The sequence below is a fragment of the Halomonas sp. GFAJ-1 genome (assembly GCA_002966495.1).
In the GTDB taxonomy this organism is placed as follows: domain Bacteria; phylum Pseudomonadota; class Gammaproteobacteria; order Pseudomonadales; family Halomonadaceae; genus Vreelandella.
On sequence record CP016490.1, the window covers coordinates 164703 to 190193 of the forward strand.

A 25491-nucleotide genomic window follows, 5' to 3' on the forward strand; every position below is an offset into this window, starting at 1 on the left:
TCCTCTTCGCTGCTCTTTAGTAACGTTTCATCTAACCGGTGTACGTGCCACATCACCCACGGTAAGTACATTCGATGCCTGCATGACCAAGGCATAGCTCACGCGGTTGTAAGGCTTAAAGACCATCACTTGGCCTGCTTCTGTTGCAGGCAGTTGGATAAGCTCGTCAGTACGCGGGTCATTAACCAACTCCCCCTGCTGGTCTACCCGCAGCACGTGTCCTGGCTGAAGGCCGTCTTGAGTACCGAGGTCTACCGCCACCACCTGCAAGCGCCCAATAAAACGCACGCCCCCAGGAACTGCAATAATATGACCAGACAGACTATTTAACGGTGCGCGAGGCTGGAAGATCTCCTCTTGCTCACGATCTTCAAGCGCCATCAGAATGTCGTTATTACGTACTTCTTGATAGGCACTCAACACTTCTACCCGAGCAATATCGCCTTCACTGCTTAGCTGGCGCGCCTCGCCAATGTTGATCATTTCAATACCCAGCGGTGTTCCGTCATTGGCAAGATAGGGGTCGCTTTGGCGATAAATGCCCAGCCGTGCTCTCGCGGGAAGTTCCCCCCGAACATAGAGCGTGTCCCCTGCGCCGCTAATCAAGCGTCGGTTCTCCCCACCCACCACGTAGGCCAGCTCCCGCAGCGACTCACCCTCCTCCAGCACTCGGTGTTCGCGCAAAAAAGCCCGCACAACGTCCATGGGCAGGGGAGCAATCGCTTCCCGTTCCGGTACGGTGCGCATTTGGGGGGTCAGCTTTACCACACTCTGCCCCCGCTCTAACGTTAAACAGGGGGCGCCCTGGCAACGGCCTAGCACCAGCACATCGCCTGGGTAAATAAGATGGGGGTTGCGAATTTGCGGGTTGGCCTGCCAAAGTTCAGGCCACTGCCAGGGGGAACGTAAATAGCGCGCAGAAATACCCCACAGCGTATCGCCGCGAACCACTTCATACCGCTCCGGCGCGTCGCTACGCAGCCGCTCCCAGCCTAAAACTGGATGACTCACCAGCAGGGCTATACACATTAGTAGGGCGCCAAAGACGCTATAATAAAGAGGCTTTCTTGCCGCCATCCTGTTCTCCCTAGGCAGTCGCTGGTGAAGTGATACGCAAGGCCGCAGCGAGGAACGCACGAGCCCAGTAAGACCGACAGCATGATATGATGGCTGTTAGTAAACCACTTATAGTAATGCACATAGGCCCGCCGACACAGGTGGCGAGGCCTTTACATTAAAGACTCAGTTTAACGGTGATTGTAACGCCATGGCCAAACTTCCTATTCTCGAATTCCCCGACGAGCGCCTGCGTACCAAGGCGGTAGCGGTGGAAACCGTTGACGATGAGGTTCGCCAGCTCGTCGACGATATGCTGGAGACCATGTATGACGCACGGGGTATCGGTCTTGCGGCCACGCAAATCGATATACATCGCCGCGTGGTAGTGATGGATGTTAGCGACGATAACTCCCAGCCGCTGGTGCTTATCAACCCACGCTACGAGCCGATGGGTGAAGAGAAAGAGCCGCTCTCCGAGGGGTGCCTGTCCATCCCTGAGTATTACGCCGAAGTACCGCGTTTTCTCAAGGTAAAGCTCAATGCGCTTGACCGAAACGGCGAGCCCTATGAGTTAGAGGCTGACGGCCTATTGGCACACTGTATTCAGCATGAGTATGACCACCTAGAAGGCGTACTGTTTGTTGACTACTTATCGCCACTCAAGCGTGACCGGGTGCTGCGAAAAATGCAAAAACGCCACAAGCTAATGCAGGACGCTTAAGCTGATACCAATGCGTTACCCCCGGCCGAGCGGCCACGCTATAAACAAGCCCACTTGTTATTATGTGGCTTTTGCGTTCGCTGCTCGGCCTTTAACTGTTAAACGCCCCCCCCCCTTTACTGTTAGGTAGTCACGCCCATGTCTCAGTTGCGCGTTGTTTTTGCTGGCACGCCTGATTTCGCCGCTTCAAGCCTCGCCGCCGTGTTAGAGAGCCAGCATCAGGTGGTAGCAGTTTATACCCAGCCTGACCGCCCTGCAGGCCGAGGACGCAAACTTACCCCTAGCCCGGTCAAGCAACTTGCCCTTGAGCATGAAATACCGGTGTATCAACCTGCCAGCTTAAAAAACGCGGACGCCCAAGCCGAATTAGCGGCGCTGGAAGCTGACGTGATGGTCGTTGTTGCCTACGGCTTGCTGCTGCCCCAGGCCGTTTTGGATACGCCGCGATTAGGCTGTATCAACGTACATGCCTCGTTATTACCCCGTTGGCGCGGCGCGGCGCCTATTCAGCGGGCTATTGAAGCCGGCGACAGCGCCTCTGGTGTAGTCATTATGCAAATGGATGCAGGGCTCGATACCGGCGCAATGCTTTATGAAGTACGAACGCCGATCACCGCGCGTACCACCGGCGGTGAGCTGCATGACCGGCTCGCCATCCAAGGGGCAAACGCGTTGGTTAACGTGTTAGACGAACTGGATAGCGGCAACCTAACCGCCACTCCACAGCCCGAAGAGGGCGTGACCTATGCAGCCAAGCTAAGTAAAGCGGAAGCCGAGCTAGACTTTCACCAGCCCGCCGAACAGCTAGCGCGTAAGATTCGCGCTTTTAATCCCTGGCCGGTGGCCTGGTGCACGCTGGGTAATGACCGCCTACGTTTATTAATGGCCAGTGTTGAATCCAGCGAACAGCCGTCCTCACTGCCCGGCACGCTGCTTGAACATGGCGAGGATCACCTGCGTATTGCCTGCGGCGAACAGGGCCAAGAAGTGCTTTGTGTTAGCCGCGCGCAACTACCGGGGGGCAAAGCCATGGCCGTACGTGACCTGCTCAATGCCCGCCAAACACCCCTAACGACTGGCGCCCAGCTTGGGCTGCCCGCACCTCAACAAGGAGCTAATCAATGAGCCAACAGCGTCCCGCAAAAGGCGGCAGTGGCCAAGAGGTGCGCGCTGCTGCCGCCCGTGCGTTAGTCCCCGTTATTACTGACAAAGGCTCACTCGCCGGGCTTGATGAACATAGCGTTGTCGCCCGCGACCGTGGCCTGCTGAAAGAGTTGTGCTACGGCACCTGCCGCCGCCTGCCCCGCTTGGAAGCCCTCGCTAACAAACTGCTTAAGCAGCCGTTTAAAAAGCGCGACAGCGACGTTCACGCGCTGTTGCTCATCGGTATTTATCAGCTGCTGTATATGCGCATCCCTGCTCACGCCGCGGTGGGTGAAACCGCGGGCGCTGCGCGCTTGCTGGGCAAAGAGTGGGCTACCCGCGTGCTTAACGGTTGCCTGCGCCGTCTACAGCGGGAAGCCGAGGAACTCCAGGCGGATGTCGACCGCGAAGAGCACGTTGCGCTAGAGCACCCCCCTTGGCTGCTAACCGCCCTGCGGGATGCTTGGCCCGACCAGTGGCGCGCCATTGCCGAGGCGAATAATGAGCCGGGGCCCATGACGCTAAGGGTTAACCAGCACCACAACGACCGCGAAGCGTACCTAGCGCAACTGGTTGAACAAGGGCTAAGCGGTTATTTATGCCCCCATGCGCCTGACGGCATCACGCTTAATACCCCCTGCGATGTTTCCGTGCTGCCAGGGTTTGAGCAAGGCCATGTGAGCGTTCAAGATGAAGCGGCCCAACTCTCTGCTGCGCTGCTTGGCCCCGCTCTTGCGCCGCGCCCTGGCGCCCACGTGTTGGATGCCTGCTGCGCCCCGGGGGGTAAAACAGCCCACTTGCTAGAGCAGTTCGATATTGCCCTAACCGCCATTGATAGCGATAACCAGCGTTTAGGCCGGGTGGATGATACCCTCAACCGTCTAGGGCTAACGGCAGAGCTACAGCATGCCGATGCCACCCAGCAAGATTGGTGGAGCGGCACCTCGTTTGATGCCATCTTGCTCGACGCGCCCTGCTCCGGCACCGGGGTTATTCGCCGCCACCCAGATATTAAAACGCTGCGCCGCAAAGAGGATATTCGTCAACTCGCGAAGCTGCAGCAGCAGTTGTTGGATAATCTCTGGCCCTTGCTGCGCCCCGGTGGCACGCTGCTCTACGCGACTTGCTCTGTACTACCCGCAGAGAACGCCGACCAAATTGACGCCTTCATTGCCCGCACACCGGATGCCAAGGTCACCACGCCCAGCGACGTGGCCTGGGGCATCCCAAGCGGCGAAGGTCGTCAGCTCTTTCCAGAGCAGGGCAGTCACGATGGCTTTTTTTATGCCAGACTAGAGAAGCAACCTGCCTAAGCGGTTACTTCACCCAAGGCAGTGAATTCATGACAAGGATGGAGACACCATGAGTCATCACACCTACAAGCACATTGAGCTAACCGGCTCCTCTGAGAAAAGCATCGAGGATGCCGTACAGAACGCAGTGGCTAAAGCCTCTGAGACAGTGAAGCACATGCGCTGGCTAGAAGTCACCGACACCCGTGGCCATATCGAAGATGGTCGCGTTGCCCACTGGCAAGTCACCGTTTTACACTGGAGTAAGCGCTACCTGCTTTTTGACGGCGGCTGGTTTACACTGGCCGCCGTCTTTATTGCAGCGCACACTTACACACATTATCCAGTGGCAAGACGCGCTGGCGCTTACAACGGAACCGATGCTCAGCAATGAAAATCATCATTCTTGGCGCCGGCCAGGTCGGCGGCACCCTGGCGGAGCATCTTGCCCGCGAGGAAAATGACATTACCGTCGTCGATACCGACGGAGCGAAACTACGCGAACTGCACACCAAGCTGGATATTCGTACCGTTACCGGTGCAGGTTCTTATCCAATTGTGCTTCGCCAAGCGGGCTGTGAAGACGCCGACATGCTGATTGCGGTGACCAACACCGACGAAATCAACATGATCGCCTGCCAAGTGGCCCATACGCTGTTTCGCACCCCCACCAAAATAGCCCGCGTGCGCGCCACGGCCTACCTAACCCGCAAAGGCCTGTTTGCCCACGAAGCGATCCCCATTGATGTATTGATCAGCCCAGAGCAAGTGGTGACCGACCACGTGCGCCGCCTGATTGAGCACCCAGGTGCTCTGCAGGTGCTGGAGTTTGCGGGTGGGTTGGTGCAGCTAGTGGCGGTTAAAGCGTTTTACGGCGGCCCACTAGTAGGGCAAGACCTCGCCTTCTTGGGCAAGCACATGCCCAACGTGGATACCCGGGTAGCGGCCATCTATCGCCGCAACCGGCCGATTATTCCCCGTGGCGATACGGTCATTGAAGCCGACGATGAAGTGTTCTTTCTCGCCGCACGGCGGGATATCCGCGCGGTGATGAGCGAACTGCGCCGCGTCGAGCGTGATTTCCGCCGGGTGGTGATCGCCGGCGGCGGTAATATCGGTGAACGCCTCGCCGAGCACCTGGAGCACACCCACCAGGTGAAGATCATTGAACACAACCTGGAGCGCTGCACCACGCTCTCTGAGCGGCTTGACCGCACCGTGGTACTCCACGGCAGTGCCACCAGCAAACGGCTGCTGGAAGAGGAAAATATCGAGGATTGCGATATTTTCTGTGCCCTGACCAACGACGACGAGGTCAACATCATGTCGTCGCTGCTGGCCAAACGCCTTGGAGCGAAGAAAGTGCTCACGCTGATCAACAATGCAGCCTACGTTGATCTAGTTCAGGGCGGTGACATTGATATTGCCATCTCCCCTCAGCAGGCCACCATTGGCAGCCTGCTCACTCACGTGCGCCGGGGCGATATTGTTAACGTACACTCGCTGCGCCGGGGTGCCGCAGAAGCCATTGAAGCTATTGCCCACGGCGACAAACAGTCTTCCAAGGTCGTCGGCCGCACGATTCATGACATTGATCTACCCGAAGGCACCACCATTGGTGCCATTGTGCGTGGCAAAGAGGTCCTCATAGCCCACGACGATGTGATGGTAGAGAGCGGCGATCACATCATTCTGTTTGTGGTCGATAAGCGGCGAATCCGTGATGTGGAGCGGCTATTTCAAGTGGGATTAACGTTCTTCTAGGCAATGTTCTTACTAAACACGGGGCCACTGCTATGAGGCAACCACGGCTATGAGTTTGCGGATTATTTTACGCATTTTAGGTTTGCTGCTGATGCTATTCAGCCTCACCATGCTGCCCCCGATGCTGATATCGCTATGGTTTCGTGACGGCGTCTGGCACGCCTTTATGAGCGGGATTGCCATCTCAGTAGTGACCGGTTTAGTCCTTTATTTACCCAACCGAAATGCCCGAAAAGAGCTGCGGATTCGCGATGGTTTTATTATTGCCGCCATGTTCTGGACGGTGCTGGCGCTGTTCGGCTCGCTTCCCCTCATGCTGTTTGGTGAAGGGTCGCTAAGCATCACCGATGCAGTGTTCGAATCATTTTCAGGGCTAACCACCACCGGCGCGACGGTGATTACCGGCATCGACTTTCTGCCGGAATCCGTGCGCTACTATCGCCAACAGCTACAATGGCTGGGCGGTATGGGGATTGTGGTACTGGCTGTCGCTATCCTCCCGACGCTGGGCGTTGGGGGCATGGCACTTTACCGCACCGAAATACCGGGGCCGCTAAAGGACTCCAAGCTAACACCGCGCATTACCGAAACCGCCAAAGCCCTCTGGTATATTTACGCCACTCTTACGATTGCCTGCATGGTGGCCTACATGCTGGCGGGTATGGACTGGTTTGATGCCCTGGGCCATAGCTTTTCTACCGTCGCCATTGGCGGTTTTTCTACCCACGACGCCAGCATTGGTTACTTTGATAGCGCCACGATTGAGCTCATTTGTATTGCCTTCATGATCATTTCAGCGGTGAGCTACAGCCTGCACTTTATCGCGTGGCGTGAAAAAAGCCTGCTGCACTATTTTCAAGACCCGGAAGCCCGCTTTTTAATGCTGTTTTTGGCGGGTTTAACCATTATCACCGTCATTACACTCTGGCTGAGCAATACCTACGATGTCATGCGAGGATTGCGCCACGGCGTTTTCCAAGTGGTCTCGGTTGCCACTACGGCTGGCTTTGGCGTCGCTGACTTTTCCGCCTGGCCCGGCGCACTGCCCTTTTTGCTGTTCATGGCCGCTTTTGTGGGCGGCTGCTCAGGCTCCACCGCAGGCGGTATGAAAGTCATCCGTATTATTCTGATTTTGAAACAGGGCATGCGTGAGGTAATGCGCTTAATTCACCCCAATGCGGTGATTGCCGTTAAAGTGGGTAAAGTTAGCGTGCCTGACGGCATCGCCCAAGCGGTATGGGGGTTCTTCTCCGCTTACCTCATGCTGTTTTTCTTAATGATTGTTGGTGTCATGGCGACGGGCGTTGACCAGGTGACCGCTTGGTCAACCGTTGGCTCAGCGCTTAATAACCTTGGCCCTGCCCTCGGCGAGGCCAGCAGCCACTACGGCGATATGCCGAGTCTCGCCAAATGGATTCTAGTCATCGCCATGCTGTTGGGGCGCTTGGAGATTTTCACCATACTAGTGCTGTTTACGCCCGCATTTTGGCGCCGTTAACCCACCACCGCTTTTATCTGTGCGCTTTCATATTTTATACATTGAGTAATAGTCATGACCCAAGACGACAGTTCACCACTGGCCACGGCGCCTATCACCCTACCCGCCACCAGCGGGCCTTTAAAAACCGTGACCGTGGGTAACACCCACTACACCCTGCTGGGTACCGCACACGTCTCTGCCGAAAGCGCTGATGATGTTCGCAATCTTATCAACGGCGGCACCTTTGACGCCGTTGCGATTGAGCTATGTGACGCACGCCACCACAGCATGAACAACCCTGACGCCATGGGCGAGCAGGACCTGTTCCAGGTATTCAAGCAAGGTAAAGCGGGCATGGTGGCAGCAAGCCTGGCCCTTGGCGCCTTTCAGCAGCGTATTGCCGAGCAGTCGGGCATCCAGCCCGGCGCCGAAATGCGAGCGGCGGTGGAAGCCTGCCAGCGCCGTGAGCTACCGCTGCTGTTAGTTGACCGGGATGTGGGTATTACCCTGAAACGTATTTACCGCAATGTGCCCTGGTGGCAGCGTTTCTCGCTTTTCTCTGGGCTGATTGGCAGCGTCATGTCCCGCCAGGACGTTTCCAAAGAGGATATCGAGAAGCTCAAAGAGGGCGATATGCTGGAGGCGACCTTCAACGAATTCGCCGCCGAATCGGAAGCGCTGTACACGCCGCTGATTCGCGAACGCGACCGCTACATGGCGCTACGCTTGGCCGAAGAGGCACCGCCCGGGCGCTATAAAAACGTGCTGGTGGTGCTGGGTGCCGGGCACTTGAAAGGCACGGTGGAACATCTTGAAGCGCCGCTGCCGGAAAGCCCCACCCCCGAGCGGGAAGCGCTTGAAGCGACACCGCCGCCCTCCAAACTCTGGAAAGCCGCCCCCTGGCTGATTACTGCGCTGGTGCTTACCGGGTTTGTGATTGGTTTTTCGCGCAATACCGAGCTTGGCTGGCAGCTGGTGATTGAGTGGTTTTTAATCAACGGCATTCTGTCGGGTGGCGCGACGATTATCGCCTTAGCACACCCGGTGACGGTGATTACGACGTTCTTTGCCGCGCCACTCACCTCGCTTAACCCCACTATTGGCGCGGGGTTTGTGGCCGCAGGGGTAGAGCTATTTATGCGCAAACCCAAGGTGCGCGACTTCTCTACCCTGCGCCACGATGTGACCGAGCTTAAGGGCTGGTGGAAAAACCGCGTCTCGCGCACCTTACTGGTCTTTCTACTGGCGACTATTGGCTCGGCGATAGGCACCTGGGTAGCCGGGTTTAGAATTGCCGGCGCCCTGTTTGGTAGCGGTGCAGCCTAAACATTGCACGCTTAATGCCCTAAACGCTGCCATCTACTTTGCGGGCTAACAGCCGCTGCATGGCAGCGGTTGGTTCTGCAATTTTGCGGTAGTAGCGGCTCTCGGCGTAGCTGTCGTTGAACACATCAAAGTAATCATCCAAGACACTAGCCGCGTCTTCATCGCCGCTCTGGCGCAATAGCTCAATGGCCACTTCCGCCGTGCAGAGGTGCGCTTTCGAGGCTGGCTTACGCAGCCGATAGCGTGTTTCACGCTCGGTGCGCAGCGGCAAAACGGGCAGCGTATCCAAGTAGGGGCTCTTGCGGAACATGCGCCGCGCTTGGCGCCAGGTGCCATCTAAAATCACAAACACCGGAATGCGTGCCTGCTGCTTCGCCGCGTGCACAGCGTTAATACCCACCACGCGCTCGGCGTAATCCGGCTGATCATCAGGAAAAATCACAAAGGGCGCGTAGCGCGGGTCTTCAAGCAGGGCCGCCAGCGTTTCATCTGGCGCAGTGCGATACCAGGTAAACACGCGGGTATTGGTCAGCACATCGCCAATTAACCGGCCGGTATTGGTCGGTTTAAAGTGCTCAATAGAGTGAGTTAGCAACCACACCTGGGCATCGCTCTCTGCCTTTACTTGATAAGGGCACAGGCAGTTAAGCTCAGGCAGATTACAGCCTTTACAGCGCGTCACAAAACTACCCCGCGCTTTAAATTCACGCCGAGGCGGCCGCGGGTGTCCCGTTACCGGATCACATTCAATGTGCTCAGGCGGAATAGTAATAGAGGTAGCGTCAGACATCTGCGCTCCAACGATTTAAAGAAGGCAATAAAAGGGCGCAGAGTATATAGCAGCCCGCCCACCATGACGAACACCGCGCTCTTTCGGCCACTTCAGTAAACCTACATAGTTTTTAAAGTTGACACTAAAAGCAACTCACCGATAAAGTCTTGTCAACTTTCAAAAGAAAAAAGGTTTACCCGTGACCGCTACCGCTTTCAATGCCGACACCGCCGCTCCCCGTCACGACTGGACACTGGAAGAGATTAATGCGCTGTTTGCGTTACCTTTCAATGACCTACTGTTTAAGGCCCAGCAGGTGCATCGGGCACATTTTGATGCCAACGCGGTTCAGGTCTCTACCCTTTTATCCATCAAAACTGGTGCCTGTCCAGAGGATTGCAAATACTGCCCTCAGTCCGGCCACTACAACACTCAGCTAGAAAAAGAGAAGTTGCTGGAGATCGAAAAGGTCGTGGCCCAAGCCCAAGCCGCTAAAGAGGCTGGGGCCAGCCGCTTCTGCATGGGGGCAGCGTGGCGCAGCCCGCGCGACAAGGACCTTGTATTAGTGGAAGAGATGGTTCGCCAGGTAAAAGCTCTGGGGCTTGAAACCTGCATGACGCTGGGCATGGTCGATGGTGATCAAGCCAACCGTCTTGCCGCCGCTGGGCTTGATTACTACAACCACAACCTGGATACCTCGCCGGATTTCTACGGCGAAATTATCACCACCCGTACTTACAGCGACCGCCTGGACACGCTCGCGACCGTGCGTGAAGCGGGTATGAAGGTGTGCTCCGGCGGCATTCTCGGTATGGGAGAAGATGCCCAAGACCGTAGTGCGCTGCTTCAGCAGCTCGCCAAGCTCACCCCGCACCCTGAATCCGTGCCCATTAACATGCTGGTAAAAGTCCCCGGCACGCCGCTTGAAAACGTCGAAGACCTCGACCCGATTGAGTTTATCCGCGCCATCGCCGTTGCCCGTATTATGATGCCGCAAAGCCACGTGCGGCTCTCTGCTGGCCGAGAGCAGATGAGTGAATCGACCCAGGCATTGGCCTTTTTGGCCGGGGCTAACTCCATTTTCTACGGCGACAAGCTACTTACCACCGGCAACCCTCAGGCGGATCGCGACCGTGCGCTGTTTACCAAGCTCGGCCTGCATCCTGAAAAGCGTGAGACCTGCGAAAGCGAAGACGCCCAAGCCGCTCGGCTCGCCCAACAGGCTCAGCAGCAGGAACACGCCGAACGCGTTGCCGAGTTAGCGGTAGATGCCAGTGTCTGAAGCATGGCAAGAACGGTTAGCGAGCGCTCGCGAACAGCGTTTCAATGAGCAGCGCTGGCGGCACCGGTTAGTGAACACCCACAGCGGGCTCGATTTTGCGGGAAACGACTACCTGGGGCTGGCCCAGGACCCTCGGGTACAGGCCGCCCAAGCGGAAGGTGCTCGCTGCTTTGGCGCAGGCGCAGGCGCATCCCACCTGGTTAGCGGCCACCTGGCGATACACGATGCCCTGGAAGACGCCCTGGCGCGCTGGACAGGCCGCGAGCGAGCGCTGCTGTTCTCGACCGGCTATATGGCGAATCTTGGCGTGCTGCAGGCGCTGGCTGAACCACACACCGCTATTTTCCAAGACCGCCTTAACCATGCCTCCTTGTTAGACGGTGCAGCGCTTAGCGGTGCTCGCTCGCGTCGCTTTCACCACCGCGATAGCGCTGATCTTGAGCGTCTTCTTTCGCGCAGCGCGGCCACTCATAAACTGGTGGTCAGCGACGGCGTATTTAGCATGGATGGCGACGTTGCCGATATTGCCGCCCTTGCCCATATCAGCCAGCAACACAACGCATGGCTAATGATTGATGACGCTCACGGCCTGGGCGTATTGGGCGATAACGGTAGCGGCTGCGTGGCAGGTTTCGACAGCCAGCGTGTGCCCATTTTGGTGGGCACGCTGGGCAAAGCACTCGGCACTGCCGGCGCTTTTGTGGCCGGCGACGCCGCACTCATCGAGCATATTACCCAGTTTGCGCGCAGCTATATTTATACCACCGCGCAGCCCCCCAGCATTGCAGCATCAACCCTGGAAGCGCTAACGATTGTGCAGCGCGAACCAGAACACCGCCAGCGCCTCCACCATAATATCCACTACTTCCGCCAACAGGCCCAAGCGCTTGGCTTACCGCTCACCGAATCACTTACCCCGATTCAACCGCTGTTGTTGAGCAACGAACCGCGCACCCTAGCGTGGGCCAGCCAACTCGCCGAGCACGGTATTCAAGTGGGCGCGATTCGGCCTCCCACGGTGCCCAAGGGCGCAGCGCGGCTACGCATTACGTTAAGCGCCCGCCACACATGCCACGATATTGATCGCCTACTGGAAGGGCTTTGCGCCTGCCTGCGGGAGGAAGCGGCATGCCCCGCTTAGCACCTCAACGTCTGGTGCTGCTTTCTGGCTGGGGAGTCGATAAGCGTATTTGGCAGCCCCTTACCGACTATTGGCCCGATGGGAGCGAGGTTAGCTGCGTCGACTGGCCGGGGTACGGTGACGTGGCCGCGCTGCCAGAACCTGCCACCCTTACCTCACTTGCCCATGCCATGGCCGACCAGCTGCCCAGTGATGCCGTGTGGGTGGGCTGGTCGCTAGGTGGGCTACTGGCGACCGCCTTGCTTGACCACCTGCCCGCCCCGCGGGGCCTTATCCTGATTGGCGCAGGGGAGCGGTTTTGTAGCGATGACGGCGTAAGTACCGCTGAGCTTGCCACTTTTCAGCGCGCGTTTGCCCGCGACCCTAACGCCACCTGGCAACACTTTTTACGCTGGCAAAGCCAGGGTGAGCCTAACGCTCGCCACGCCTATCAGCAGCTACGCACCCTGCTGGGGGACACCCCAAGTGCCACGCCAAGCACGCTGTCCCAAGGGCTTCACTGGCTGGCCACCCTGGACAACACCCAGCGTTTGCAAGATGCGCCCTGTCCGGTCGGTCGGTTAGTCGGTGAGCACGACCCGTTAGTGGCTTCTGGCCAGCGTGCGCAGGCTGCCCGCCTCGCCCACGCGGGGCACTGCCCAATGCTTTCACAGCCCGCCGAGTTGGCCGGCGTCATCACTGAACACGCCGCTACGCTTACCCAGCAGGCCGTTAAGGAGTCGCCATGAGCAGCACGCTAGCTACGCCGCCGCCCCACCTGCCGAACTGGCAGGCAAGTGTCGCTCGGGCTTTCTCTCGGGCAGCCCCGCAATACGACGCGCTCGCCAGCGCCCAGCGTGAAATAGGCAAAGCACTGTGGCTGGCGCTGCCCACCCACGCCAAACGCGTGCTCGACCTCGGCTGCGGCACCGGCTATTGGACCCAGCGTCTGGCCGCGCGCTACCCCCACGCCCACCTTACGGGGCTGGATATTGCCCCGGGTATGCTCGCCCATGCCCAGGCACTTTACGGTGATGTGATTACCTGGCAACAGGGCGACGCCGCCGCGCTGCCGTTTGAGAACAACCGTTTTGATCTAATCGTTTCCAACCTGGCAATTCAGTGGTGCAGCGATGTCAGCGCCGTGATGCAGGAGCTGGCTCGAGTACTCACCCCCGGTGGTGAGGCACACATCACCACGCTGCTACCCGGCACGTTGAAAGAAGTCGCCACCGCCTGGCAGCGGCCAGAAGCACTGCTGCAGATGCCCGATGCCCCTGCGATTGAAGACGCTGTTGCCCTTAGCGGCTTAACGTTGGCTCGCAGCACCACCGAGCAGCGGCAGTTTTATTACCCCGACCTAAGCGCCGTCATGGCGTCGATTAAAGGGGTAGGCGCCCAGGTAACACGGCCCAATGCGCAGCTTACCCGTCGTGAACTGGCCGCTGCCCAAGCACGTTTTGAAACCTTACGTGAACCTCAAGGGCTGCCGGTTAGCTACCACTGTTTCACCCTGCACCTGGAAAAAACACCATGACCACCTATTTCGTCACCGGTACGGATACCGATGCAGGTAAAACCCTGGCGACCAGCGCCCTGCTATGCGCCGCTAAAGAGCAGCGGCTTAGTACGCTAGGGCTTAAGCCGATAGCCTCGGGCAGCCGTACTACGCCAGAGGGGCTGCGCAATAGCGATGCCCTAGCGCTTCAGGCGCAAAGCACGCCACCCGTTCGCTACGAAACCGTTAACCCCTGGGCGTTCGCCCCCGCCATTGCTCCACACTTGGCCGCCCAGGAAGCAGGCGCTGTGCTGAGCGTTGCAACGGTAACGGAGGTACTGCATCAAACACTTCACCACACACAGCGCGATCTAACGTTGATAGAGGGTGCGGGCGGTTGGCGGGTACCGCTTAACGCGCATGAAGACTTCTCTGATATTCCCAACGCGCTGCAACTGCCGGTGATACTCGTGGTGGGTCTTAAACTAGGCTGCCTTAACCATGCACAGCTCACCGCGGAGGTAATCGCTGCCGATGGCCTAACGCTTGCGGGCTGGGTCGGCAGCGTGGTGGACCCTGAATTTACCGCTAACCAGTCGCGTTTTGACGCTAACCTAGCGCTCCTCAATGCCAAACTGCCAGCGCCGTGCCTGGGCATTATTCCCCATTTAGCTAGCCCTGAAGCGACGCAGGCCTATCCTTATTTGTCGTTAACACCGCTGTTGAACACCCCCACGCTGCACCAGGAAGCCACCCAATGAACTCCCCTGTTTGGCACCCTTACGCTCATCTAAAAACCCAAACGCCTGCCCCCAAGGTTATCGGTGGTAGCGGCAGCCATTTTACGCTGGAAAGCGGCGAGCACCTGCTGGATGCCACCTGCTCCTGGTGGTGCATGATTCATGGCTACGCCCACCCGCGTTTAGTGGCCGCGATTCGCGAGCAGGCGGGCGAGCTTTGCCATGTCATGCTGGGTGGTCTCACCCACGACCCCGCCGACCTGCTCGCGCAAGCACTGGTGCGTATTACCCCGCCGGGGCTGAATCACGTGTTCTACTCCGACAGCGGCTCGGTGGGCATGGAAGTGGCGATGAAGATGGCTTTGCAGTACCAAGTGCTTATCGGCCATCCCGAAAAACGCAAGATGCTTTCATTAATGAAGGCCTACCATGGCGACACCACCGGCTGCATGGCGGTGTGCGACCCAGAAGAAGGCATGCACAGCCTGTTCGCAAGCCTGCTGCCCCAACACCACTTTGCCCCGGCACCTACCGCCCCCTTCCATGCCAGCATGGAACAGGTCGAACACGACCTTAGCGCCTTGCGCTGCGTGCTTGAACGGCATCACCATGAGATTGCCGCGCTGTTAATGGAGCCTTTGCTGCAGGCGGCGGGCGGGCTAAACATGACCTCGCCCCACTACCTACGCGGCGCACGGGCGCTATGCGATGAGTTTGGCGTGCTGCTGATTTTTGATGAAGTTGCTACCGGTTTTGGCCGCACCGGCAAACTGTTTGCGGCCAATCACGCCGATGTAACGCCGGATATTATGGTGCTTTCCAAAGGGCTGACCGGCGGCTACTTGGGCCATGCGGCTACGCTTGCCACGGATCGCGTCCACGACGCGTTTATCGGCGACAGCCCCCATCACGCCTTTATGCACGGCCCTACCTTTATGGGCAACCCGCTGGCTTGCCGAGTCGCGCTGGAAAGCCTGCGGGTGTTTGAAGAAGAGAACTACCTAGCGAAAATTGCCGCCCTTAGCCAAACGCTACATCGTGAGCTGCGGCAAGACACAGCGCTTAATGCCCACCCAGCGGTAGCCGATGTGCGCGTATTAGGGGCCACGGCGGTGATTGAAGCGCACAGCGCGGACGCACTGAAAGGGGTAGCCAACTTCGCCCGAGCGCGCGGCGTATGGCTGCGCCCCATTGGCCGCTGGCTTTACACCATGCCCGCCTATATCGCTTCCAACGCCGAGATCACCCAGATTACCGGGGTGATGAAGGCATGGTTTTTAGAGCATCAGTCACCCTAAGGCAGTATCAAACTCCCCTGCTTACGCCATTGATTCACCAGGGCGGGCACGCCTTCGCCTGCGGTGGTATTGATCGCCAGTACACCCGGAGGCGTGAGTGAATCCGCGTTGGGGTCCACTAGGGCGCAGGGGGTATCGTAGTCGATATAGCTCAGCAGCGAAGCGGCAGGCATCACCGCCAAGGAGGTACCGACCACCAGAAAAAAGTCGGCTTCGCTGACCAGCTCGCAGGCGTCTTCAAACAGCGGCACCGGCTCGCCAAACCACACCACATCGGGGCGCAGCTGGCTGCCCATATCGCATACATCACCCAGCGCAATACCGCCCTTGGGTAGCCGATAGCGAAGCCGCATATCGACAGAAGAGCGCGCTTGCAGAATCTCACCGTGCAGATGCAGCACATCCCGCGACCCCGCTCGCTCGTGCAGGTCGTCAATATTTTGGGTAACAACGCTTACTTTAAAGCCCTCTTTTTCAAGCGCCGCCAGTGCTTTGTGGGCCGCATTCGGCTTTGCCTTTCGAATCTGCTCTCGGCGCTGGTTGTAAAACTCCAAGACGCGTTCAGGGTCGCGGCGCCACCCTTGCGGTGTGGCCACTTCCTCTAAGGGATACTCTTCCCATAGCCCATCGCTTGCGCGAAACGACCTAATGCCACTCTCGACACTAATACCTGAGCCGGTGAAAACTACTAAGTGGGGAGGTGCTGTCATAGTGTCTCTCGGTTACATTGCGCCTTACGGCTTCTTAATATACCAGCTGCCCTATCGTTCCCGCGAAACGCTGTTTATTGCGATAGGGGTAAACGTCGATCACTCGCCCATCGATAATCGCCTGCTGCAGTTCCAACCAATAATCCGGGTCGAACAGCTCAGGATGCTGCTGCATAAAGACAGCGCGTAGCTCGGCATTGGCAAACATGAAGGGGCCAAACTCCTCAGGGAAGATGTCGTTGGGCCCAATGGAGAAGCTCTCGGCCCCGCCCCCTTGAAAGTCATTGCCGTAGGATTTAGGAATGTGCCGAAAACGACACTCGGTGAGGTAACTGACCTCATCGTAATCGTAAAAAATCACCCGTCCGTGGCGCGTCACCCCAAAGTTTTTCAGCAACATATCGCCAGGAAAAATATTCGCCGCCGCCATCTGTTTGATGGCGTTGCCGTAATCCTTAAGCACCATCACCTGCTCATCGGCGCTGCACTGCTCCAGGTAGATATTGAGCGGCGTCATCATCCGCTCGGTGTAGCAGTGCTTGATGATCACCTTGTCATCTTTAAGCGATACCGTAGAGGGCGCGACCTCTAATAGATGCTCGAGGCAATCCGGCGCGAAGTGGTCTTTGCGGACAATAAAGTTTGAGAATTCCTGGGTATCCGCCATTCGCCCCACCCGGTCGTGGCGCTTTACCAGCCGGTACTTCTCCCGCACCACCGCGTGGGTGACCTCCTTCGCGGGATCGAATTTATCTTTAATGATCTTAAAAACGGTGCGAAAGCTGGGCAGTACAAACACCGCCATCACCATGCCACGCACACCGGGCGCGATAATAAACTGATCTTCGCGCTTAGCAACCTGCAGATTAAGCGCCCGGAAAAACGCCGTTTTGCCGTACTTAAAAAAGCCAATCGCCGCATACAGCTCACTTTCAGGCTTATGGGGCATCAGCTGCTTTAGATAGCTGACAAATTCGCTCGGCACCGGTACTTCCACCTGAAAATAGGCGCGGGTAAACGAGAAGATAATCGAGACTTCATCCGTTTCTGTGAGCACCGTGTCCAAATGCAGGCACGGATCGCCGCCCTGCTGCTCACCAAAGCCTTCGCCGTGAAGCACTGGCAGTACCAGCGGCACCTGCTCGCCGCCGCCTAAAATACGGCCCACCAAGTACGCCCCTTTGTTGCGATAAAAGACGTTTTTAAGCAGCTCAATCTGGGCATCTTCTGCCTGCAAAATAGCCGCTGGGAGCTGGCTTTTCAGCAGATCGGCCCCGAGGGCAATATCGCCCTCCAAGTCAGCAAATGGGTTGTCAAACGGCGCCTCATCCAGCGCCCAGGCCAGTGCCGCCTGCCAATCCCCATTTACCGTTTGCCTTCGGCACAGCTCAATGCCGGAGTGGTGGGCAGCGTCTTCACGAGAGCTGTAAACAAACATCCACTCGTTACGGATGTGGCGATAGTGAAACACTGAGCAAAACAGTGAGTTGAAAAACGTCTCCGCCAGCTCGTAATCCAGCCGCTGAGCGATCATTTCGGCATAGTGACCGCGGGCTTCCCCCCAAGTTTCACAGTGCGCCAGCACATCATGTTCAAAAGTGCGCTGCAAACGCTCTAGGGTATCGCCTACGCGCTCTTCATAGAGGTTGATACGGGCAGCGGACGCTTGCTGCGCTTCGCGCCACGCGGCATCGCGGAAACGACGACTGGCATCCGCCGTGATCTGTTTAAAGCGCCCACGATAGGCATCAAACCCATGCAGAATCGTGGCGGCTAAGCGGTAGGCCGGAGAGAGCTTCATGTCAGGGTTGCTCGTTTAAAAAGAGAGTGCACAAAGACTCTCTTAATGCCTGACTACATACGAGACGACCTTAGTGGAGGAGCGCGCGTTAAGCGCTCTCCTGCGGGGCGGTATCCAGCAGCGCCATCAGCGGTGCAACGTGGTCGGGGTCGGCAAGCAGCTGTGAGAGTTGGGTAATGTCTTCTGACAATGGGCGGTCTTGTTCAAGCGGGCGAACCGTTTCTCGCACCCAGTGGCAGAGCGTTTGGGAGGCATGGCTAAGCGCGTGGGGGTTCTTCAACTCAGCGCCCTGTACCAGCACCAACGCTTCAATCGCTAAGATTTGGTAAAGCTGCTCTAAACTCGTGCTTGCGCGGCGTGCGGCAATAGTTCCCAGCGGCACGATATCCTGATTGTCCGCATTCGTCGGAATAGACTGAATAGAGGCGGGCATGGCGTGGCTACGTAATTCAGCCACTAGCGCCGTTGCGCTCACCTGAGCCCCCATAAAACCACTGTGCAAGCCTGTCTCAAGCGGCTGCATAAACGCTGGCAAGCCTTTATTTTTGAGCGGGTCGGTAATACGGGCAATGCGGCGCTCGCTGTAGAGCGCCATCTGAATGAGCGCATTGTTGAGGTGATCGCTGGCAAAGGCTAAGTGCTGCCCAAAAAAATTCCCACCGTGCAAAACCAAGCCGTCATCGGCAAACAGTAGCGGGTTATCAGTGACCGCTTCCAGTTCAACACGCACCGTTTGCGCATGTTGCTCAACAACGTCCCACACGGCACCTAGCGCCTGGGGAGCACAGCGCAGCGTATACGCATCTTGGGGTAGCGGCCGGTGCTGGGTAATATCGCTGGGCATCTCTGGAAGCTGCTCCGATACGGGCCTCCAAGGTATTAGTGCATCGCTAGTTGCGGATAGCGACCAAAGCCACTGGTGAAGCTGCCGCTGGCCTAGGTGTGGACGAAGCTTGCCTATCAGCGGATGAAACGCCTCGCGGTGCCCACCCAGTAGTTCCGAGTAAAGCAGTACCAGTAAGGCACTGAGTTTTACCGCCCGTTGCGCAGCAGTGGCATTCAACGCCGCGATACCGGCCGTGGTCGAAGTGCCATTGACGAGCGCAATCGCATCTTTGCCTTGCAGGACAAGCGGCTCCCACCCCAGCTGCCGGTGAGCCTCGGCGCTGTCGATCCAACGGCCGCCACGCAGGCTCACTCTGCCTTCACCGCTCAATGCGCGGGCCAGGTGCGCCAGCGGCGTTAAATCACCACTCGCCCCTACCGTGCCTCGCGAGGGCACTTCAGGCACCACGTCCGCCTCAAGCCATGCAAGCAGCCGCTCGATTAATAAAGGGTTCGCGCCGGAGTGTCCTCTAACTAGACTCGCGACGCGGGCCACCATCATGGCGCGAACATGGATGTGTGCCAGCGGCTCCCCTACACCGCTGCATAGGTGATAGACCAAATTCTGCTGCAGGAGCGCTGACTGCTTAGGGTCTACGTCCGTGGTGGCCAGCGGCCCGTACCCTGTTGTCACTCCGTAGATACGGCGTCGCTGGTTAATAGCGTCGCACAGAAAAGCATGTGCTTGTACGGTCGCTCGTTTTTCTTCTTGCGACAGCACAAGCATCTGACGCCCAAGGGCGATGTTTTCAATCTCTTCCAACGTCCGAGAGCCATCGTTCATATCAGTACTTCCTGTACAAAAATTACCAATCAGTGAGTTTGCCCATCGCATTGGTTGGTAGCGATGCTCCGTAAGTGATACTTACCGGGCGCTCTGCGGCTGGCCAGTGGGCCGTGGCTTGGGCAATCGTACTGGCGGTTGAATGTTCGTCTTGCGCAGGAACCACGAACGCCTTTAAGCGTGGCGATGCGGCAGACCCGGTGACGCGCACACTACAGTCGGCAACCCCGGTTAACGCGCATAAATTCCGCGCAACATGCTGGGGGCTGACGTTAACACCACCAATGATGACCACATCGTCAAGGCGCCCTTTCACCGTAAAATGGGTGTCGTCGACCCACTGCGTAGCGTCCAGAAGCGGAACCGGGTGGTCACTATTAACGCGCTGAAGGTGCTGTGTATTGTGGCGTTGCCAGTGGGTTAGCAGCTGGTAGGGCTCAGAGGCACGCCAACGGGTTGCCACACCGCCGGTTTCTGTACTGCCATAAATATCGAGCAAACCGGCTAAGCCTTGCTCAACCAGCGTGTTAGACGTAGCCGCCGAAAGGGGAGCCGATGAAGAGACGCCCGTCACGTTTTCAGGCCACTCCTTGCGAGTGCTTGCCAGGTAGTCCCAGCAAGGCGGCACAGTCACCAGCATGTCGCCAGGCGCCAAAGCGGGCATAGCGGCTCCTGCTACACTAACGCGCGGTATATTCAACTGTGCTGGCAGGGCAACGCCCCACATAAAGCCGTAAAGGTGGTGTACCGGTAACCATCCTATGACACGGTTAATTGGCATCACAGGCGCTAAGCGGCGTACTAACGCCTTCACTTCCGCTGCTATATCTTCCCAACGGTGTAAATGTGCGCTGGGAGCGCCTGTACTCCCTGACGTGCGAAACGTAAGGCCTGACGTATCATCGAGCGCCTGCGCCACAATGGCTGCCCAGTCATCAATGTGCTGAGTCATGAGAAGACGGTCTTCTACCCCTGTTTCATATAAACGAAAGTATTCATTTACACAGGCGGCGAGATGCAGTCTTTCGAGGGAGTCGATGGAGGGCGAACTTTGCCAGTCTGGCGCGGGAGTTCCGCGGTAGGCAGCGAGTTCAGCGCTTAGCAGAGATTGCAGAACCGCCTTGCAATCGGCTTCGCTTAGCCACTGAGGCATCTGATGATCCTTAATAACGCCAGAAATAACGTACGGTTTAAACACAAAACCGCCCACTCACAGTATCTATTGAGCGGGCGGCCCTTGGGTAATCTGGGTTATAAGCGTTTAACGAAAATCCAGAAAGTATCTCCAGAAAGCGCCTTTTTCATATGCACTTTTACTTTTGTGGGCGTCATCTGATAATCGAACACGTACTCAAACATGGTGTTTAAATCACCATTTTTAACGCCTTCCTTGAAACGGCCCTGAAATTCTTTGCTTTGTGTGCAGGGAGCAACATCAGTAAAGAAATTTTTGCCAATGACGCTTTTAGGGTCACGACCGGTAATACCGCCTTCCGCTGCGTTGTATTGAATGATTTTGCCATTGGCATCTAGTTGGATGGCGCCAAAAGCTAGCGTATCAAGCTTTTTGTCGTCCATGTTGGCTAGGGCATTTTCAATATCATCGCCGCCAAAACGTACCGTTTCCATCGCCATTACCACATCTCCTGTTTGAATACCTTGCAAACATATTTAATAAATCAATATCTATACAAAAGATATACATTAATTGTAATTACCACTTGAATCTAGCAGTGCCAGCGACCTAGCGCAATCAACTCGTACTATTTTATTAAAAATACTGGCGTTCCTGCTTATTTCAGCTTAGTTCCGTTAGCCTAAATACGTAGAGCGCAAACGAACCAGCGGTGCGGTCAGCAATCAAAAAGCCCAGCTGATGGATCGTGTGAGGGTCGAGTGGCGGCGCACTGGTCAGTAGCGTGCCGCGGCGCACGGCTTCAAAGCTATGCCAAGGAAAATCCCACGTTTCCCACTCATCTTTGGTAGGCGTGAACGTTACCCGATAGGCACTGGCGTCTTCTAATGCAGTACTTTTTAAACGCAGCTGATAGGTGCGACCATCGCCGCGCACCCTAAGCCTTATGCCCTCGCCCTGGGTAAGCAATGGTTCAATGTGATCAGGCTCGCGGCGTACCGAAGCAAAGCCACCGCCGTTTTCCAATGAGACCTCGCCATAAAAGCAGCCTGAGCCTGCTTCAATACGAAACCCACTGTGGGACTCACCGCCCATTACGCCATCGTCCACGGCATACCAGCGCTGCTGCTCGCTTGGGTCGGTAAAAGTTAACGTCATGGTGGCTCCTCAAAAGTGGGATATCTAGCGTTTCACTACGGCTTAATGAATGCAACATTGACTTCAATCAGCGACGAGGAAGTTATCCTTAAAACCTGTGGTAACGGCGTCGCCTTCCAGCACGTTATCTTCGCTGCGATCTTTCAACTTTACGCCGGAAAGCCTTAGCTGCCGGGCCTCCTTTAATAGCAATAGCATCCGCCGTGCAGCCTCCTCAGGGTTCAACCCTGCCGGACGGACATTTGAAATACAGTTTCGCCGGTCATCTTTCAGACCCACTTCAGGCGCCCAGGTCATATACAACCCGAGGCTATCGGGGGAGCTTAATCCTGGGCGTTCGCCAATCATCACCAGCACCGCATCGGCGTTAAGCAGCGCACCCACTTCATCGCCAATGGCGACACGGCCCTGCTCGACAAAGGTTAAGGGTGCGAGCTGCCACGCTTGCTGATCACTTTCAAAGGCGCGATACAGCGCAGTAAGCAACGGCGCGCTGTTCTGCTGCACCGCCAGTGCGGAAAGCCCATCGACAATCACCACCGCCAAATCGAAGCGCTGACCTGACTCGGCGGCTTGCTGCAGCTGCTCCCGCGACGGCTCGCTTAAGCGTCGGCCATAGTCGGGCCGCTGTAGATAAGTAGCGCGATCCTTTGCAAGCGTGTGTAAGCGAATAGGCGACGCAGTGAGGTTAAGCGTGTCGGTTAGCGCTGCCTCTAAGGCTTCACCATCAAGTGCACAGTGAACGGCATCCTGGGCTTGAGCGTGGGCCAGCTGAAACGCTAATAGCTTGCTGGTGGGTAGACTAACCCCAGCGCGTCCAAGGCCAATCCGCGCATCGGTAAAGGCGCTCAATCGCTCCCAAGGATTTTCCACCACGATGGGGGATAAGGGTTTATGCACCATGGCTCGGCTCCTTAGGCAGGTGACGCAGGCTGTTCGCAAAGGCGGTGGGGAGTTGGTCATTCAGCCGATACGTACTGACATCCTGGAAAATCTGCATGTCCACCAACCAGCGCTCAAATTCGGGCGCTGCTTTCAGCCCCAGTACGCGCCGCGCATAAAGCGCGTCATGAAAAGAAGTGGTTTGGTAGTTGAGCATAATGTCGTCAGAGCCGGGGATGCCCATAATGAAGTTACAGCCCGCTACGCCGAGTAGCGTCAGAAGGTTATCCATATCGTTTTGATCGGCCTCAGCGTGGTTGGTGTAGCAAACGTCGCAACCCATAGGCACCCCTAACAGCTTGCCGCAGAAGTGATCCTCAAGCCCCGCCCGAGTGATCTCTTTACCGTCGAATAAATACTCAGGGCCAATAAAGCCCACCACGGTATTCACCAGCAGCGGATTGAACTTGCGCGCCACGGCGTAGGCACGGGCTTCACAGGTTTGCTGATCAAGGCCGTGGTGGGCATCGGCAGACAGCGAGCTGCCCTGGCCGGTTTCGAAATACATCACATTGCGCCCAACCGTGCCGCGATTGAGCGACTGCGCCGCTGCCTCAGCTTCAGCTAGGGTGTTTAAATCGAACCCGAAACTGCGGTTGGTGGCTTCGGTACCGCCAATGGATTGGAAGACCAGATCGACTGGTGCGCCCTGCTCAATCGCTTCTAACGTGTTCGTCACATGGGTAAGCACACAGGATTGGGTGGGGATTTGATACTTCTGAATGACGTCACCCATCAGACGCATTAGCTTGATGCTCTGGGCAACGTTATCAGTAGCAGGATTGATACCAATGACCGCGTCGCCACTGCCATACAGCAAGCCATCCAGAATACTGGCGGCAATCCCGGTGACATCATCGGTAGGATGATTGGGCTGAAGCCGTGTAGAGAGCCGCCCCGGCAGCCCAATCGTATTGCGGAACGCAGTCGTTACTTGGCACTTTTTGGCCACCAAAATCAGATCCTGATTGCGCATCAGCTTGCTCACCGCGGCAGCCATTTCGGGTGTAATGCCGGGACGAACAGCAGTGAGCACCTCGCACGTGGCGTGGTCAGACAGCAACCAGTTGCGGAAATCTCCCACGGTTAGATGCTTTAGCGGCGCAAAAGCGTCGATATCGTGGTCATCGATAATCAACCGGGTAATTTCATCCTGCTCATAAGGTATCAGAACATCATTTAAGAACGTCGTGAGCGGCAGCTCGGCAAGCACCATTTGCGCCACCACCCGCTCCTCCGAGGATTCAGCCATCACCCCCGCCAAACGGTCACCGGAACGGGGCGGCGTGGCCTTAGCCATTAATTCCGCTAAATTGGAAAAACGGTAGCTACGCTCTCCCAACGTGGTGTGATAACACTGTGACATCGCATCACCCTCATATTAGCTATGCTGATAGGCATGGGTGACTTTCAAGTTAGCCGCTGATGTGCTGCACGTCAGCCGTTAAAATAAGTGGGAGCTAAGAAGTAAGATGATAAATACAACAGCTTGGAATCGACTTCGCTATACCGTCTACGCCCCACTGTATGACCTTGTGGCCACCAAAGCGTTTTGTAAGCCGCGACGCATGGCCCTTGGCCAAGTCGACTGGGAGCCAGGCATGCGCGTTTTATTAGTAGGCGCAGGCACAGGCTTAGACTTGCCGTATTTGCCCCATGAGCTAGAAACACATTTGACCGACTTAACGCCCGCCATGGTAAAGCGTGCACGAGAACGGGCAGAAAAAGCGAGGCGGGATGTAGAGTGCCGAGTCATGGACGCCGCTGCGCTAGAGTACCCGGACGAACATTTCGACGTGGTAGTGATGCATCTTATCCTCGCGGTAATGCCCCACCCAGAACAGGGGCTGGCAGAAGCTAACCGAGTGCTGAAGCCGGACGGTCAACTATGCGTGATGGACAAATTTCAGCCAGATGCTCAACCTGCTGGGCCAAGCAGGCGGGCGCTAAACGCCTTCACCTCGTTTATCGCTACCGATATCACACGCCAGGCCGCGCCTCTTATACAACAGGCTGGCTTTACCATTCAGCGCGACGAACCGGTGCTTATGAAGGGTTTATTCCGCGCCCTGCTGGCGACAAAATAAGCCTTACTAAGCTATTTGTTAGCTAGCGTGTTCAGAAAACCTGCATTTTAATCCGCACTTTTAGTACAATCACCCTGAGCGCGTAAAACATTGGTACAACCAGCTGTTTCGCTATTTATACGCGTCGCCTATCAGCCAATACTCAAGGTGCTCTATGCCTAAAGCTGCTGTGAAACGCTTTCGTCGCTTACCTGAAGAAGAGCAATCCCGCGTCATTGAGATGGCCTGGGAAGACCGCACACCGTTTGAAGCCATCGAAGGGCTGTTTGGGCTGGGCGAACCGGATGTAATTGAAGTGATGCGCCACCAGCTGAAACCTGCTTCATTTCGGCTATGGCGTAAACGCGTCACCGGCCGTGCCACCAAACATACCGCGTTGCGCTCACCCGATGTATTGCGGGGCTACTGCCCCACACAATATAAGCGCTAATGACGCCAGCCAGCACAGCCTTATACAGCGGTCATCAAAACAGAACTTTCTTAAGACGCCTCTT

General features: G+C 56.8%; 24 protein-coding genes and 1 pseudogene. 15 read left to right on the forward strand and 10 right to left on the reverse strand.

Annotation, left to right across the window (positions count from 1 at the left end; genetic code table 11):
* Window positions 1-27 precede the first annotated feature (27 nt).
* Complete coding sequence (locus tag BB497_00705; GenBank protein ID AVI61325.1) at window positions 28-1077, reverse strand: peptidoglycan-binding protein; 1050 nt, start codon at window positions 1075-1077, stop codon at window positions 28-30.
* A 190-nt stretch (window positions 1078-1267) separates the two neighbouring features.
* Here BB497_00705 and BB497_00710 point away from each other — a divergent pair, with 190 nt between their 5' ends.
* From BB497_00710 to BB497_00740, 7 genes and pseudogenes are all read left to right on the forward strand, one after another.
* Window positions 1268-1780, forward strand: a complete 513-nt coding sequence (locus BB497_00710; protein AVI61326.1) for a peptide deformylase — start codon at window positions 1268-1270, stop codon at window positions 1778-1780.
* Between the two features lie 138 nt (window positions 1781-1918).
* Window positions 1919-2905 carry a methionyl-tRNA formyltransferase gene (locus tag BB497_00715; protein AVI61327.1) on the forward strand — a complete coding sequence of 329 codons (987 nt, stop codon included), beginning with the start codon at window positions 1919-1921 and terminating at the stop codon, window positions 2903-2905.
* The gene (locus tag BB497_00720) at window positions 2902-4236 is read left to right on the forward strand and encodes a 16S rRNA (cytosine(967)-C(5))-methyltransferase (protein AVI61328.1); all 1335 of its coding nucleotides are present in this window, start codon (window positions 2902-2904) and stop codon (window positions 4234-4236) included. The genes BB497_00715 and BB497_00720 overlap by 4 nt, the downstream gene beginning before the upstream one ends.
* A 49-nt stretch (window positions 4237-4285) precedes the next feature.
* Window positions 4286-4468, forward strand: a pseudogene (locus BB497_00725) (hypothetical protein).
* A gap of 137 nt (window positions 4469-4605) precedes the next feature.
* Window positions 4606-5979 carry a Trk system potassium transport protein TrkA gene (locus BB497_00730; GenBank protein ID AVI61329.1) on the forward strand — a complete coding sequence of 458 codons (1374 nt, stop codon included), beginning with the start codon at window positions 4606-4608 and terminating at the stop codon, window positions 5977-5979.
* Window positions 5980-6028: 49 nt separating this feature from the next.
* Window positions 6029-7477: a potassium transporter gene (locus tag BB497_00735; protein ID AVI61330.1), complete on the forward strand. Its 1449-nt coding sequence runs from the start codon at window positions 6029-6031 to the stop codon at window positions 7475-7477.
* 54 nt (window positions 7478-7531) lie between these two features.
* Complete coding sequence (locus BB497_00740; protein AVI61331.1) at window positions 7532-8785, forward strand: conjugal transfer protein TraB; 1254 nt, start codon at window positions 7532-7534, stop codon at window positions 8783-8785.
* Window positions 8786-8804: 19 nt separating this feature from the next.
* On the opposite strand, the gene BB497_00745 is transcribed toward BB497_00740, so the two are convergent.
* Window positions 8805-9575 carry a DTW domain-containing protein gene (locus tag BB497_00745; protein ID AVI61332.1) on the reverse strand — a complete coding sequence of 257 codons (771 nt, stop codon included), beginning with the start codon at window positions 9573-9575 and terminating at the stop codon, window positions 8805-8807.
* 181 nt (window positions 9576-9756) lie between these two features.
* Between BB497_00745 and BB497_00750 the strand changes: the two genes are divergently transcribed.
* The 6 genes from BB497_00750 to BB497_00775 are packed head-to-tail and all read left to right on the forward strand — an operon-like array spanning window position 9757 to window position 15495.
* A complete protein-coding gene (locus BB497_00750; GenBank protein AVI61333.1) occupies window positions 9757-10839 on the forward strand; it encodes a biotin synthase BioB in 1083 nt (360 codons plus the stop codon).
* Complete coding sequence (locus tag BB497_00755; GenBank protein ID AVI61334.1) at window positions 10826-11980, forward strand: 8-amino-7-oxononanoate synthase; 1155 nt, start codon at window positions 10826-10828, stop codon at window positions 11978-11980. The genes BB497_00750 and BB497_00755 overlap by 14 nt, the downstream gene beginning before the upstream one ends.
* Window positions 11968-12708 (forward strand): alpha/beta hydrolase, encoded by a 741-nt coding sequence (locus tag BB497_00760; GenBank protein ID AVI61335.1) that lies wholly within the window; start codon window positions 11968-11970, stop codon window positions 12706-12708. Before BB497_00755 ends, BB497_00760 begins: the two co-directional genes overlap by 13 nt.
* Complete coding sequence (locus tag BB497_00765) at window positions 12705-13496, forward strand: malonyl-[acyl-carrier protein] O-methyltransferase BioC (protein AVI61336.1); 792 nt, start codon at window positions 12705-12707, stop codon at window positions 13494-13496. The genes BB497_00760 and BB497_00765 overlap by 4 nt, the downstream gene beginning before the upstream one ends.
* Window positions 13493-14218, forward strand: coding sequence for a dethiobiotin synthase (locus BB497_00770; protein ID AVI61337.1), 726 nt, complete (start codon window positions 13493-13495; stop codon window positions 14216-14218). The genes BB497_00765 and BB497_00770 overlap by 4 nt, the downstream gene beginning before the upstream one ends.
* A complete protein-coding gene (locus BB497_00775) occupies window positions 14215-15495 on the forward strand; it encodes an adenosylmethionine--8-amino-7-oxononanoate transaminase (GenBank protein ID AVI61338.1) in 1281 nt (426 codons plus the stop codon). Before BB497_00770 ends, BB497_00775 begins: the two co-directional genes overlap by 4 nt.
* Here BB497_00775 and BB497_00780 read toward each other — a convergent pair.
* From BB497_00780 to BB497_00815, 8 genes are all read right to left on the reverse strand, one after another.
* The gene (locus BB497_00780) at window positions 15492-16205 is read right to left on the reverse strand and encodes an NAD-dependent deacylase (GenBank protein ID AVI61339.1); all 714 of its coding nucleotides are present in this window, start codon (window positions 16203-16205) and stop codon (window positions 15492-15494) included. The genes BB497_00775 and BB497_00780 overlap by 4 nt on opposite strands.
* 34 nt (window positions 16206-16239) lie before the next feature.
* Window positions 16240-18006 carry a bifunctional isocitrate dehydrogenase kinase/phosphatase gene (locus BB497_00785; protein AVI61340.1) on the reverse strand — a complete coding sequence of 589 codons (1767 nt, stop codon included), beginning with the start codon at window positions 18004-18006 and terminating at the stop codon, window positions 16240-16242.
* An 88-nt stretch (window positions 18007-18094) separates the two neighbouring features.
* Window positions 18095-19675 carry a histidine ammonia-lyase gene (locus BB497_00790; GenBank protein ID AVI61341.1) on the reverse strand — a complete coding sequence of 527 codons (1581 nt, stop codon included), beginning with the start codon at window positions 19673-19675 and terminating at the stop codon, window positions 18095-18097.
* A 22-nt stretch (window positions 19676-19697) separates the two neighbouring features.
* A complete protein-coding gene (locus BB497_00795; GenBank protein ID AVI61342.1) occupies window positions 19698-20828 on the reverse strand; it encodes an acyl-CoA synthetase in 1131 nt (376 codons plus the stop codon).
* Between the two features lie 98 nt (window positions 20829-20926).
* Complete coding sequence (locus BB497_00800; protein ID AVI61343.1) at window positions 20927-21310, reverse strand: photoactive yellow protein; 384 nt, start codon at window positions 21308-21310, stop codon at window positions 20927-20929.
* Between the two features lie 163 nt (window positions 21311-21473).
* Complete coding sequence (locus tag BB497_00805) at window positions 21474-21968, reverse strand: NADH:ubiquinone oxidoreductase (GenBank protein ID AVI61344.1); 495 nt, start codon at window positions 21966-21968, stop codon at window positions 21474-21476.
* Window positions 21969-22031: 63 nt separating this feature from the next.
* The gene (locus tag BB497_00810) at window positions 22032-22871 is read right to left on the reverse strand and encodes an ethanolamine ammonia-lyase (GenBank protein ID AVI61345.1); all 840 of its coding nucleotides are present in this window, start codon (window positions 22869-22871) and stop codon (window positions 22032-22034) included.
* Window positions 22861-24276, reverse strand: coding sequence for an ethanolamine ammonia-lyase (locus tag BB497_00815; protein ID AVI61346.1), 1416 nt, complete (start codon window positions 24274-24276; stop codon window positions 22861-22863). Before BB497_00815 ends, BB497_00810 begins: the two co-directional genes overlap by 11 nt.
* A 106-nt stretch (window positions 24277-24382) precedes the next feature.
* Here BB497_00815 and BB497_00820 point away from each other — a divergent pair, with 106 nt between their 5' ends.
* Both BB497_00820 and BB497_00825 read left to right on the forward strand, forming a co-directional pair.
* Window positions 24383-24997 (forward strand): phosphoethanolamine methyltransferase, encoded by a 615-nt coding sequence (locus BB497_00820; GenBank protein ID AVI61347.1) that lies wholly within the window; start codon window positions 24383-24385, stop codon window positions 24995-24997.
* 154 nt (window positions 24998-25151) lie between these two features.
* A complete protein-coding gene (locus BB497_00825) occupies window positions 25152-25427 on the forward strand; it encodes a TIGR03643 family protein (GenBank protein AVI61348.1) in 276 nt (91 codons plus the stop codon).
* The last annotated feature ends 64 nt before the right edge of the window (window positions 25428-25491 follow it).